Below are 12,321 nucleotides of genomic sequence, written 5' to 3'. Positions count from 1 at the left end.
ATCGACGAGAGCGAACTGGAGGAGGCTAACCCGAACAACCGGACCGTTCGGGCGCTGACCGAAGTCATGACCGTGTTAGACTCAATTGGTCAGGCACGAAACGCCGACGACCTCTTCCTGGTCAACTCTGGCTCCGGCTCAGAGTACCTTGTCGATACTCGAACAGGGAGTTGCGAGTGCAAGTGGAAACAGTTCAACCCCGGCAAGGAGTGCAAACACCAGAAGCGGGTCGCCTTCGCGACCGGCGAGCGACCCATTCCACAGTGGGTTGACGACGACGCTCTCGACGACCAGTTTGGACTACACGTTGACGGCGAACCACGGAAAGCGGTCGCTGACGGCGGGGTCATGCAGGTTCGGTTTGACGACGGCCCCGTCACGAGTCCAGCTGAGGACCCCTTGGCTGTCACCTCCGAGGATGAACCACGCACGAAACGAGCGAAGCAGGAAGACATCGACGTTTCCTTCCTCGCAAAGCCCGGTCGCTATGAGGTCCACTCAGCGTCAGATAGCCGGTACGAGGTGGATGTGCTTGAGGAGACGTGCAGTTGTCCCGATGAGGCCGAGCGATGCAAGCACCGTCGCCGGGTCGAGATCGAGATCGAAGCCGACCGAGTTCCCCGCCCGGATGGGAAACTGCCAGACGCCTAACCGGGGGCCGCAGTGTGTTTTCTGCCCCTCTGGTCAGGTGAGAGGATGTCTCGAAATATGTCTTCACAAACTGTCCAGACAGCGTTGTCTGCAGCTACGCCGGGGTGTCCCGAGTGTGGCGGCGAACTCGATAGCACCAGCCGAGAAACGCACTGCGAGGACTGTGGCCTGGTGACCGAGCAAGACCAGATTGACCGCAGGCCAGCGTGGCAGACGTACGACAAGGAGGAACAGAAACGGACGGGCGCACCTCGGACGGCCACTCGGCATGACCAAGGCCTGTCGACGAACATCGGGAGCGTCGAGAGTGCAGATATCTCTCCGAGACGGCGTCGACGGCTTGCTCGCCAGCGACAACTCCACGGCCGGTCGAAGTTCACCAGCAAGCGCGACCGGAATCTCGCTCACGGGCTTGGCGAAATCCGACGCATCGCGAGTGCCCTGTCTGAGAGCAAGGCGGTGAAAGAGCAGGCATCTACGTTCTTCCGGGAAGCCCAGAACAAGGACCTCCTAATCGGGCGCTCAATCGAGGGCGGTGCAGCGGCCGCTGTGTATGCTGCCTGCCGATGCAACGGCCTCGTGACGATGGAGACGGTAGCCGATGTTGCCCGGTGTTCTGCATCGCACGTCTGGAACTGCTACCGGACGTTCTTGGTGGAACTCGATCTCCCAATCCCAGTGTCGCTTCCGGTGGACTGGGTGGCACGGATTTGTTCGGACCTTCCATTCGCCGTTTCCCCGGAGATTCGCCAGCGGGCACTCGAACTGGCAGAGCAGGCGACCGAGTCAACAGCGGTCAACGGGCGACCAGACGGTATCGCAGCTGGCGCTCTATATCTCGCCGGGAAAGAGTCAGACATCCGGCTCACGCAAGCGACGATCTGCGAGCCGCTGGATGTGCATATTACGACGGCCCGGCAGTGGTTCCAGGAGATCGAGGAGCATATCGTTGAATGAATTCTCGCGACGGCCTGTTTTACGGGCCCTGGTGGGGTGCAGGGCGAGCCAGCAAGCACGTCCTGAGAGAGACATATGTCAGTTACTGATACTCCAGAATCGGCGGCACAGCACGACTCTGAGACTGTTCTTGCGTCGGTCCCAGCGCTACGGTCGCCAACGAAAGTCGCATCGTTTGTCGAACGAGTTCTCGTCGAACTTCGTCACGAAGCGGTGGCTGCTCGGTACGTGACCGATCTAGACCGGGCTGGAGCGACGACAATCTGGTGCCGGGTCGAGCACACGCCGCTGGACGTCGACGCAGAGTACGTCCAGATTCGAGACGACCCACGATTGGGTGTTGATATCGAGCCGTGTTCGCAGGCGACGGTTCGAGAACGACTGTGCCAGTGTCTTGACCACGATCGGACTGGGCGCGTCGACGTCCGGCCGCTGGCCGGTGTCTCGATGGGCGACGACTGAGCTGTGCTTCAGGTCTGGTCTCGCATTGGCAGGTCGAGATCGCCGAGGGCAGCGTGCTGGCGGAGAACGCAGAGATGCGGGCAGACGGTCGTCGCCTGGAAGACTTCGCAACTGCACCAGCCGGCGTGGGTCCCGTTTGGATGCTCGGACAGCGAGCAGTTCACAGGACAGTCGCCGTCGACGGAGACGAGAAACAGGTCCGGACGGCCGCCCTTCGTTACGTCGACACTGGCATCGAGGGCGGCGTTCCACGTTGCTGATCGGTCGTCACGAATCTTCCGGAAGTCAAGATCACGGGTCCCGCTGGGCTGGCGGGATATCCACTGATCTGGGGGCGAACACTCGCTAGTCGTAGTGGGGGACTCGGCTGTTTTCATGATGAGTCCTCGTACTAACACATATACCCTCAAACAGCAAAAAAGTTGCTATAGAGGCGATACAGAGCGTATTTTGTGCTTCTCTAGTGGCTGAGAGAATCCAACAATGAGTAGTGGATACCGACGAGGGAACACGGGGCCGAAAAAGTTGAAGTGGCGATGGAAAGATGCAACTGAGAATCGGTCGCTGCCCCAATCGTGGGCCGACAACGGGCGCACAGAATCTCCCAAGGAGAACGAAGTGCAACTGTATGCAATCCAGTGTCGGGCCGGGCTCTTACTTGAGTGGCTAGTGAATACACGAACAGGAAAGCTACTCAGAGGGCCACTGAGTGAGAAGCCGGGGATTCGTGTTCTGTACGTCACCGCTGACGGTGAGTATGCAGTCCTGAAAGAGTCCGAAGCCCGCGAAATTGACGGCAGTTGGAAGCCACCCAAGCAGTTCACCAGCGTCATCGCGAAGGACATAGAGGAGGCTGATCCCGTTCCAGACTCCAGCCAGGACTACTACCGACGGGGGGTTGAAGACCTGTACGACCCGTCGTAGCTGCTATGAGGTCTCTTTCGCTACTGAGTACGACAGAATCAGGTGTGTCGAGTCGGAGTACTGGTAGGGATGAGTGAGAGTGAATACGCTGAGACGGTTGCGTGTCCACATTGCGATGCCCCGAACGGAATAGACCCGATTCATGATGGGGAAATACGACGTGGAACCACCTGTACCGAGTGCCGCGAGTGGTTCCCCGTCTTCTCCAGTGGAGACTCGTGATCGAACACTCGACAGGCAGTCCTTCTATAGCGACGTTCTCCGGCAGGCCAGATTTTGTGACTCTCTGGTGGCCGAGAGAGCATGGCTTCGCCACAGATCGACGTCGACGAGATTGTTGAAACGCTTGAGCAAATTCGCCAGCGGGGACACAGCGCGCACACGGTCTTCCGAGACTGGGTCAACCTCATGCTGTTCGCACTGCAGGACCGAGACGATCCATATCTGGAGATTGTCGACGACTATCGCGAGCGCGGTGACATGGCCCATCCAGACGGACAGCGCTCGGTCGACCTCTTCGCCAAGGCGTTCGGCCAGCTCCAAGAACGGATGGCGGCCACCGATGCTGACGTTCTGGGTGCTGTCTACGAGGAATACGGACTGTCCAGCGATGCGTTCGGCCAGCACTTCACACCACACACCGTCTGCGAGACAATGGCTAAGATCGCCGGCGTCGGAGACGAGAATGATACCGAGGACCGACAGACGGTCCTTGACCCGGCCTGTGGGAGCAGTCGGATGCTACTGGTCGCCGGTCGAAAGCAGCCAGACGCGCTGTTTGTCGGGCAAGATAAGGACCCACTGTGTGCCCGAATGACGGCGTCGAACTGCTGTTTCCTGAATCTGGACGCCTACGTTATTCAGGGCGACTCGCTGACTGTCGAGTTCCAGCGAGCGTGGCAGACCTTGTACTCTTCGCTGGGTGGGAGCGTTCGCGAACTCGACGACGAGGAGGTCGAGGAGCTTCACGAGTGGGTGACCGATGCCTTCGAGAACACGGTCGAAGGAGACAACCAGCCCAGTCCAGCGCAGGGGACAGACACGGGCGCGGAAGAGCGAACACCACGCGTCGGGATGTCTGTTCCGAGTGAGCAGGCCAGTCTGGGTGCGTTCGAGGGCAGCGATTGACGGCTGTTTTGTGTGCCCCAGTCGGGTGCGGGGCGGTCCAGTGAGAGCGTCCCGAGAAGACCCATGTCAAGTGAACCAGATGTAGAGCCAGAGACGGCTCCAGACTCAGTTGAAAAGGTCGAACGAACGGACTTTGGGTGCAGTATGGAAGCACGGTTGGATCGAGGCACTGACACTCGCGATCAAGACAGAGTGACGATCAAATCGAAGGGTGAGACTGCTGCGGAGACGATTGCGGAGTTCTACAAGCTCCTAGAAGAGTACGACCAGGAGATCAGTGGTCGGCTTCGGGATGTTCAGCCCGAGGCAGACGAGGCAGGCGAGTAAGACGGCGAGTAGGACTCTCCATTATACTGCCCAGCGGTTGGGTGAGTGTGACCGTGACGGCGGAACACACGGTTCTGTTGATTGGCGCGAGGCAGTGGCTAAACGCTTATATCCGAGGGTAGGCAATTTTTGCGTGGAAGGAACACTGTCACACGCTCCTTCCATCCCCTTTCCATGTCTGATGACACGCGAAGTCTCGGTCGCTGCCCAGACTGTGGCGAGCGTATCACAACTCCGTGGCTGCTGGTTGAATACGAGAAAGACGATGGTACGGAGGGTATCTGGGCCGAGTGTCCAATGTGTGAAGATGTCGTTGCACCAGAGTAGTCCCGAACTCCCAGACTCGCGTTCTTCAGTCTGAGAGGCTTCGAGAAGTGACTAACCAACATTCAGAGTGGATTGTACGCTGGTGTTGGTTAGCCCCAGCGTAGCAGGTTTTGAGAAGATCCAGAGGCCGAAACAACAATTGTAGCCGTTGATAGTAGCGTACTGGCGTCCATACCAACGGTTGACTGAGTATTACAATAGGGGCCCGTCACGGTACCTGCGTGCGGTGTCAACGCAGGCCCGGAGTGTCACCCTCACCGCTGCGATATTAGAACCATTCAGTATACTCGCCACAGTGGGTACACTCGGCACGGGTACGCCACTCGTCCCCGTGCTTGTGATCAACCGGTGCAACCTTGACTACCCGGATGTCGATGGAGCCACACTGTGGACATTGCCCCGGAATTTCCGCGTTGGCCACGCTGAACTATTGCCCCCATGAATGGTCCAGTCGTGGCTAAGTAATGATAGTTATGCTGCAGAAACATTGGTTGAGTGATGGATAAGTCAGCAAGTATATGAGTTCATCACAGCCACTATCGATTACTGTGGGTATGGGGCTTTTTCAGAGAGTGTGAAATGGCTACGCTGTGGCCTGTGTATCCCTCACCCGAAGCGACGAGCGAGTTCATAAGCGACGGTAGTAGGAACAGTGATTGTGAGAATCACGAATGCGATCTCATCGACAGTCGGACCGGACTGCGTGAGCGAACTGTAGAATATCAAAGCGCCAGTAGCAAGCACCCCGACAACAGTTGATACGTATTCTGGGTCTGTCCACTGACTCGGAGGGTCTCTGGAGGGCATATGAAGAAGCTGTGTTTGTGTGGCGGGTAACGTTTTTGCAGTCTCCCTGTCCGTACGAATCTCGGCGTACATGGACCACCTGTACTGGCTGTTGCAGCCATAAATGGAGTTGCTGTATTATAACAGCCGTTCTGTGTCTGAGATGATCTCGTTCGCTTCATCGCGTGTCCGCTTTGCGGCCTCCTGTGCGTAGCCTTCGTGGGTCGTCTCGATGGACTTGTGTCGGAGCACGTCCTGTGCCAGCTGCGGGTTCTCGCGATAGATTTCTCGCCCAAGGCCACGGCGAGCGCCGTGTGGCTTCAGCGGCTCATCAAAGTCATACTCGGACCACTCACAGAGTTTGGTGAGGATATCCCGGGCCGACTGCGTGGTGATCGACGGCGTGGGATCAAGCGCTTTCGCAGCGTTGTCGAGTCTGGGGAACACGGCCTCGTTCTCGTCGGGTTCTCGAAGTTGCTTCCAGCGCCGAAGCGGGCGAAGTGCATCGTCGAGGATCGGCGCAGACTCGCGGGAACGGTTCTTGCCGAATACTTGCATTGTGCCGGCTTCGAGGTCGACGTGCCGCCACCGCAGGCCGTTCCGCTCTTCGTCATCAGAGACAGCAACCAGTTCTGCACTCCGGGCTCCTGAGTATGCAAGTAGGAAGACGAGTGCCTGGTCGCGGTATGCCGCCGTGCGGTCGACGTCGTCGCTTTCGCCGGCATCGTCGACGCGGGCGGTCGCAGTAGCGCAGATAGCATCGCGGTCGCGTGCCGTCCAGTACTGTTGGTCTGTTTCAGTCTCGTCGGTGGGAAGTGGTCCTTCGGCGTGGTTGGTCTTGGCTGGGTTCGTCGGGATCAGGCCCTCGTAGACGGCCCATGTGAGAAACGAGNTCGGCGTGGTTGGTCTTGGCTGGGTTCGTCGGGATCAGGCCCTCGTAGACGGCCCATGTGAGAAACGAGCGGACGTAGGCGAAGTAGCGTCGGGCGGTCTCGGGTGAGATATCGTCTCTGCCGTCAGCCCGGGCGAGGTCACGAGCGTATTGCCGACAGAGATCATCGTCGATATCCTCTGGATTGGAGATGGTATGCTGGTCCCGAGCCCACGTTGCGAACTTTCGCAGCACGCTGGCGACGTTTGTTCGGTAGCGCCCGGAGTCGATATCGACGAGTCGTTTCTCGATGGCGGCTTCGAGGGCGTCATCCCCAGGAGTAGCGTCGTATGCAGGCGGAAGCCGATCCATGCTTCCCGTACAGCGGCCTCCCGCCTAAAACTGGTGGTGCTTATGGAAATAATACAAACCTAATCTCAAAACCAGAATATCCGTGTTTCAGAGACTGACAGTGAAGATATCTGTATATCTTGGTTTTGATAAATTATATAATGCTATACTAAATCTGCGCGAGGTGAAGTTGAGACTACAGGGGTTTAGCGGGGCTATGATGCATGGTTTCGGCTGTTTCAGTGATCGGGAACTGGCTCAGATTGTTCTCCAAACGGCTATTCCTATTGAACTTCCAACGACATGCGCGAATTTCGGCGACTTCCGACAGCATTGCCACTCAGACGCCACGCTAACACGGGTAAAACCTCTCTCTATCCGATTCCCGTTTCCTTCTTCAACAGCGTCAGCGTGTTATCGGCCGTCACAATTGGCGAATGCTCGTAGTCGTCGGTCAACTCAACCTGTACCAGCAGGTCCACTGCTCGCCAAATCGAGTACAGGAGACACGCGAACGCGAAATAAAAGAACCGTAACCCGAAATCCTTCGATGTCGTTGCGGCCATGAATCGCTTAATCGACCTGTAGCCACTCTCGATCTCCCACCGATACCCGTATTCAGTGAGGAAGCTACTACCGCGATTGGACATGAACACCGAGTATTTCCGGTGGTCGTTGTGCTCTGCATCTTCTTTCCGGCGGTAGATCAGCGTCGTCTCGTGCCATTCGTTCTTCCCAAGATGCAGTTTCCTATCGGTCTCGTATCGATCCTGGCCGCGCTGGAGCAATCGCTTGGCCTGTGCTTTCTCGCTCGTCTGCATTCGTTTCGGGACGACGTACGACAGCCCGCGCTGGCTGAGCATCTCTAGAATATGTTGGCTGTCGAACTCCCGATCCATCAATACGTTATCGACATGAACCAGTTCCTCGGCAGAGTTGAGCAGGTCCTCGACTATTTCTTTACGAGTCTCGCCTTTCCGAACCGGACGTGCGTCTAACACGATTGGGACAGCATTGCCGACTAACTGGACCGTAGCCCACTGATAAGCGTACTCATCGGTTTTCTCCTTTGTCCCAATAATCTCGTCTTCGTGCCCGGTTCTGCCACCTGTAAACGGGTCCGCCTCAGTGATATCGATAGCGACGATCCCTGCTCGGAAGAACTCTCCCGTTTCCACTGCTTCCCCCAACAGTCGAGTCACAGCCTGCCGATACATCTCTCGAATTTGCTCGATCGAGAGATCACGAATCTGATCACGATGGGCGTGTCCCAACGGCGTCTGATCCCGGTTCGATTCATAGACGAAACTCCGGGCTCCTTCGTTAGCAGCCAACCGTTCTCGAAGGCCAAGATACGTTTGTAAGTCCCAGTAAGCGTTCTCGTGGATCTCAGAGCTGTCGTCACGATTCAGTGAGAAGGCTGGGAAGACGATACGGCTGACCTGGTCCGTAACCGATCCCGCTTCGTCGAGGACGGCTTGATCGTTTGGGTCTGCTTCGTCCGCTTCGTCACCGTAAGATGGACAGTGCCGTTCTGGCTCGCGCGGAATGTCAACGCCCGCGTTCTGAGCTTTGATTAGAATCGTCCGCGCAGCAGCCTCAATTGTCTCGCGAAGCTCTGTAGTGAATCGTTTGTGCCAACTGCGCCACAGCGTCGACTGGTCTGGAACCGTTTCTAGGTCTAGTTGCTCACGGAGATCAGGGCGGTGTGTGAGGTACGTGAGGAGTGCCGTCTCGTGGGTCCAGCCGTGTATTTCTTTGAGTAGAAACAGTCGGAACAGTTGGGCCATCTCGTATTCGGTTGCTCCCGAATACCGGTCGTATGGTCGAAACTCGACATACGCTACTGGATAGTGAGACACGAACTCGTCGACGGAGTGGTGGTCCTCATGGTCGAACCATGTGGACGCAACGGTCCAGATGTCTTCTTCCAGGCCGGCGAGNTAGTGAGACACGAACTCGTCGACGGAGTGGTGGTCCTCATGGTCGAACCATGTGGACGCAACGGTCCAGATGTCTTCTTCCAGGCCGGCGAGGGAACTCCGGTCGTAGAGTGGCGTCGAACCATATGCTGGCCATTCTGTGTATGACTGTAGTGCGATTCGCCGAAAGACAGTACGTTGAGAATCACAGCTCGCAACCACTACGAGATGCTGGCCACGGCAGGCTCAAGAATCCGTTTACTGCTCAGTACAGGTGATATAATTACTATCCAAGAATACACATTGTTGTGAGTTCTCTATCCGATAGATGGACAACAGAGCTCTTGGAATGATTGCCTGTGGCAGTTTACTGATAGCACTGAAACCGTCTGTTTCAGGGCCGATGTCTACAGTACCCACCCAGTCATTAGTACTGTTGCTCGGTGGTGTACTATCCGTAGCCGGTGGCTTCCTTCTACTTCGAGATGTAATTCAATCACAGAGGGCGGCTGGTTGAACCCCTTCTGTGTGAATAGAGAGAATAGTTTGCTCTTCAGTTCGCACCCTTCAGCGACTGGGTGTTTCATCCCAATTTATGTCTGAAGAATGGGATTTCAACAGAACCTATATTACCACAAAGACACATGGGTATATTTGGTATGGTATATACCCCTCGAATTCGCGGTATTCCTCAGGTATGGCGGATTGCAGTTCTCGGTGCGCTGGGTGGGCTAGCTATCAACGTTGTCGGAAATTCGCTGTCCATCTCTGGACAGGGCCCTTCTGGTTCAATATTGTTATTCGGGACCGTACTTGCTGGGGGTATCGCAGTCGCTCGTTCGGCAGATCCGGGTGCCGCGGGACTCCGCACTGCATTTATTGGTGCCATCATTAGCTTTATTTCATCTATCCCGCCTAATATGGCATATATTACAAGCTGGAAGGGCGGACCGTTTATGTTCACTATCTTCTCCGTGGTTATATTGAGTGTATTATGTGTACTCGGGGTTATCTTTGGTCGAATTGGCGGTTGGATAACGAACACTGTTACCGCACACTGGTTACACACCACAAATGGCAGTGTTTAGTTTGGAGCATTGTGCCAGCGAGCGAAACTCTAGAGCCAGTTTTCAGCTGTACTCGGTTCGACGTTGCTGAAGCAGTTTGAAAACGAAGAGGTTCGACCCTTTACTTCTCGGAAAATACGTTCGATGGCGTTTCGATTTCCGTGGCGTTCTGTCTGAAATCGGAGCCCGGCTCGTTGCAGTGCAGGTTGGAGATGTTTCGCACCATCGAAGAGAAATACCCGAGTAATTCGCATCCAGATTGAACAGCTAATTCAGCCAAAATGCCCCTGAATCTCATTTCGTATGCATTGAGACTGCCAGTCTCAACTATTGTGCGCGAGCCAGGAGACACGTTTTCGGGATCTCAAATTCTACCAACCACTAGACTGCTGACAATACCGTTTGGTCAGCACTGTCTAGTTGAGGGAGTTTGAGAAACGAAGAGGCCGTAGCGAGAAGTATCCATGCAACTCGCAGACCTCCTCAGAGAAACGTTAGATGAGGACAGCCAAGATGTTTGGGAGAATGAGCGCACCCCGACACCCGTCCGGCGGTTTGGGGTGCGTCTCCATACTGCGGGGCTGTCGATCAGGGAGACGGTTGCTATCTTAGACTTGCTGGGTGTCGATCGTTCTCACGGAGGAGTGTGGAGTTGGGTGCATACACTGTCTGAAGCGCAGAGCGACCCGCCGACAGCAGAGCCGTCGCGGGTCACGGTCGATGAGAAACAAATCGAGATCGACGGGGAGAAAAAGTGGTTGTACGCCGCTGTCGACACTGAATCAAAGCTGCTTCTCGAAGTTGACGTGTTCAGCCGCCGCGGGACTGACCCCGCGGCGGCGTTCCTGCACCGACTCACTCAGAAACACGATGTCGCCGATACAGAGTTTCTCGTCGATGCTGGCGGCTATCTGACTGCCCTCTCACAAAACGATTTGAGCGGTCGGCTTGACTACCGAATCCGGAACCACATCGAAAAGTGGTTCCAGACTGTGACCATGCGAATCGACCGCTTTCATTCCTTCTGGGGGGCAGTCAATCCAACGCGAAACAGTGGCTACGACGCTTCAGACACCACTACAACCACGGGCGACCGAACCAAGCACTCGACGGATGAACGCCAGCTGAGGTAGTCCAGAACTAGATAATGCCCTATAGAAACTATTTTAATTTACAAGCCTAAGCATACTTATCATGATATAACAGGCGTACACTTGTAACACGTATCGATCCGGTAACTTCTGGGACTGGGCGAACGCTGGAGTGGGCTCTGACGAGTCGCTGGACAGCGTCAGTTTCAGGTCTGCTGGATTCTCCCGTCTTATCATCTCTGGGACCGTCCTGTCCCTGTACTTGGAGGCGCATCTCATCGATTCCCTCCGGGACTGCAGGCCCCTTCTAGTGGTCAGGATTGCAGCGTATTTTCTGCAGTCGTCCGGTGATGCCCAGACACAGCCTCAGCAAACGGGTAGCTTCTGTGGTCGTGAATTGTGTGTAAGAGCCTGTCATAGAATCCATCTCATAGCTTGAGCCTCTCGCGGCCAGGGTCGTCGCCCCGCTCAAAATTGGTGATTGCGATGACGAGTCGGAGACACAGTGCAAGGAACGCTTCTGTTCGTGCGTGGACGCGGCCTCGGGCACGTCCGCGCCCGAGGCCGCAGTCCTTGACCGCGTCGTTGGTTCGCTCAATTCCTGTCCGGCGGTTGTACGTCTCGTCCAAGATAGATTGTTTCAGTTGAACGTCCTTGCTGTGTTCCTCGATGTGGTCTTCAACTCTGTACTCGATGTCTAGCGGATCATCGGTGTTTCGCGGGTTGTACGGAGCGATTGGCACGACCCCTGCGGCCAGCAGGTGGTCGTGCCAATCGAGGATATCGTAGGCGCTGTCGCCAAGCATCCATATCGGAGTATCGACGGCGAGCGCGTCACATGTGACGCGCATCGCCGTCTCTTGATCTGTTTGCTTGGCCTGTGTGAATTCTGCTGCTATCGGGATCTTCGGACCCGTTGAAACGAGCGTACAGCCAAAGCCGTAGTAGTGTTCCTCGGCTGTTGAATCATAGTTCCACGAGGCGTAGTCGTTATGCTGGATCGCTTTGACATGGGTCGAGTCGATGGAGTACATTGAGTTGAGCAGGCCGCGGACGGCGGCCTGCTCGACGAGTCTGTCGAAGACATCGTCAACGACGTGTTCGAGACCAGTAAGGAACCGGTCAATAGTATCTCTGGATGGCGGTTTATCGAGTCCGCAGTAGTACCAGACAAGGCTGTGTTGGAGTTCTCGTGTGACTGGACGAGTGCCGTAGACGTTCTCGTAGTAGCAGTGCAGAAAGCCGCAAAAGAGGTCTGGTGGTTTGTGGACTCGTGTTCGCCCCCGGCCAGCGGGGGCGAACACGTCGTACTCCAGCAGAAACTCAAAATCAAGATGCTCAAACAGCGGAACTGTCTCGGTAGCCGCTGCATTCAAGAACTCGTTGACCAAATCTACATTCTGCAGGGCTTTGGAGCTGGTGGACACAGTCTCCAAACCCTGCCGCTTCGCACGTGA

10 protein-coding genes and 3 pseudogenes are annotated in these 12,321 nt (G+C 56.0%); 8 read left to right on the top strand and 5 right to left on the bottom strand.

The annotated features are described in order from the left end of the window. The 3 genes from C442_RS22505 to C442_RS20635 all read left to right on the top strand — a co-directional run. On the top strand, nt 1-651 hold a 651-nt coding region (locus tag C442_RS22505; RefSeq protein ID WP_008313962.1), incomplete at its 5' end, for an SWIM zinc finger family protein. A 57-nt stretch (nt 652-708) separates the two neighbouring features. Next, nucleotides 709-1,608, top strand: a complete 900-nt coding sequence (locus C442_RS20640; protein WP_049943160.1) for a transcription initiation factor IIB — start codon at nt 709-711, stop codon at nt 1,606-1,608. Between the two features lie 75 nt (nt 1,609-1,683). Further along, a complete protein-coding gene (locus tag C442_RS20635; protein WP_008313958.1) occupies nt 1,684-2,070 on the top strand; it encodes a hypothetical protein in 387 nt (128 codons plus the stop codon). 8 nt (nt 2,071-2,078) lie between these two features. Here the strand turns inward: C442_RS20635 and C442_RS20630 are convergent, their stop codons facing one another. Continuing rightward, entirely contained in the window at nt 2,079-2,447 is a 369-nt protein-coding gene (locus C442_RS20630) for a hypothetical protein (protein ID WP_008313957.1), read from the bottom strand. Between the two features lie 106 nt (nt 2,448-2,553). On the opposite strand from C442_RS20630, the gene C442_RS23190 reads away from it, so the two are divergent. The 4 genes from C442_RS23190 to C442_RS23250 all read left to right on the top strand — a co-directional run bounded on the left by C442_RS23190 (nt 2,554) and on the right by C442_RS23250 (nt 4,776). Continuing rightward, nucleotides 2,554-2,994 carry a hypothetical protein gene (locus C442_RS23190; RefSeq protein WP_008313956.1) on the top strand — a complete coding sequence of 147 codons (441 nt, stop codon included), beginning with the start codon at nt 2,554-2,556 and terminating at the stop codon, nt 2,992-2,994. 303 nt (nt 2,995-3,297) lie between these two features. After that, nucleotides 3,298-4,122, top strand: a complete 825-nt coding sequence (locus tag C442_RS20620; RefSeq protein WP_008313955.1) for an N-6 DNA methylase — start codon at nt 3,298-3,300, stop codon at nt 4,120-4,122. A gap of 63 nt (nt 4,123-4,185) precedes the next feature. Continuing rightward, nucleotides 4,186-4,449 carry a DUF7389 domain-containing protein gene (locus tag C442_RS20615; RefSeq protein ID WP_080504368.1) on the top strand — a complete coding sequence of 88 codons (264 nt, stop codon included), beginning with the start codon at nt 4,186-4,188 and terminating at the stop codon, nt 4,447-4,449. Nucleotides 4,450-4,623: 174 nt separating this feature from the next. Next, the gene (locus C442_RS23250) at nt 4,624-4,776 is read left to right on the top strand and encodes a DUF7837 family putative zinc-binding protein (protein WP_449404577.1); all 153 of its coding nucleotides are present in this window, start codon (nt 4,624-4,626) and stop codon (nt 4,774-4,776) included. 924 nt (nt 4,777-5,700) lie between these two features. Here the strand turns inward: C442_RS23250 and C442_RS20605 are convergent. From C442_RS20605 to C442_RS21340, 3 genes and pseudogenes are all read right to left on the bottom strand, one after another. Beyond that, nucleotides 5,701-6,805: pseudogene (locus C442_RS20605) on the bottom strand (tyrosine-type recombinase/integrase). Between the two features lie 353 nt (nt 6,806-7,158). After that, on the bottom strand, nt 7,159-8,928 hold the full coding sequence (locus tag C442_RS20600) for a transposase (RefSeq protein ID WP_008313953.1): 1,770 nt from the start codon (nt 8,926-8,928) through the stop codon (nt 7,159-7,161). 895 nt (nt 8,929-9,823) lie between these two features. Further along, nucleotides 9,824-10,012 (bottom strand): annotated as a pseudogene (locus tag C442_RS21340) (IS6 family transposase); the annotation flags it as partial. 225 nt (nt 10,013-10,237) lie between these two features. On the opposite strand from C442_RS21340, the pseudogene C442_RS20595 reads away from it, so the two are divergent. After that, nucleotides 10,238-10,890 (top strand): annotated as a pseudogene (locus tag C442_RS20595) (IS6 family transposase). 402 nt (nt 10,891-11,292) lie between these two features. Here C442_RS20595 and C442_RS20590 read toward each other — a convergent pair. Then, nucleotides 11,293-12,291, bottom strand: coding sequence for a transposase (locus C442_RS20590; protein WP_049943158.1), 999 nt, complete (start codon nt 12,289-12,291; stop codon nt 11,293-11,295). Nucleotides 12,292-12,321: the final 30 nt, after the last annotated feature.

It is taken from the genome of Haloarcula amylolytica JCM 13557, assembly GCF_000336615.1.
Lineage (GTDB): Archaea > Halobacteriota > Halobacteria > Halobacteriales > Haloarculaceae > Haloarcula > Haloarcula amylolytica.
Note: the sequence above shows the minus strand (reverse complement) of the source record. Positions and strands in the feature narration are given on the sequence as shown.

Bases quoted from the DNA above. Each gene is read 5' to 3' on its own strand.
- C442_RS20640 (WP_049943160.1), top strand. From the start codon at position 709: ATGTCTTCACAAACTGTCCAGACAGCGTTGTCTGCAGCTACGCCGGGG.
- C442_RS20630 (WP_008313957.1), bottom strand. From the start codon at position 2,447: ATGAAAACAGCCGAGTCCCCCACTACGACTAGCGAGTGTTCGCCCCCA.
- C442_RS20615 (WP_080504368.1), top strand. From the start codon at position 4,186: ATGTCAAGTGAACCAGATGTAGAGCCAGAGACGGCTCCAGACTCAGTT.
- C442_RS23190 (WP_008313956.1), top strand. From the start codon at position 2,554: ATGAGTAGTGGATACCGACGAGGGAACACGGGGCCGAAAAAGTTGAAG.
- C442_RS20635 (WP_008313958.1), top strand. From the start codon at position 1,684: ATGTCAGTTACTGATACTCCAGAATCGGCGGCACAGCACGACTCTGAG.
- C442_RS20620 (WP_008313955.1), top strand. From the start codon at position 3,298: ATGGCTTCGCCACAGATCGACGTCGACGAGATTGTTGAAACGCTTGAG.
- C442_RS23250 (WP_449404577.1), top strand. From the start codon at position 4,624: ATGTCTGATGACACGCGAAGTCTCGGTCGCTGCCCAGACTGTGGCGAG.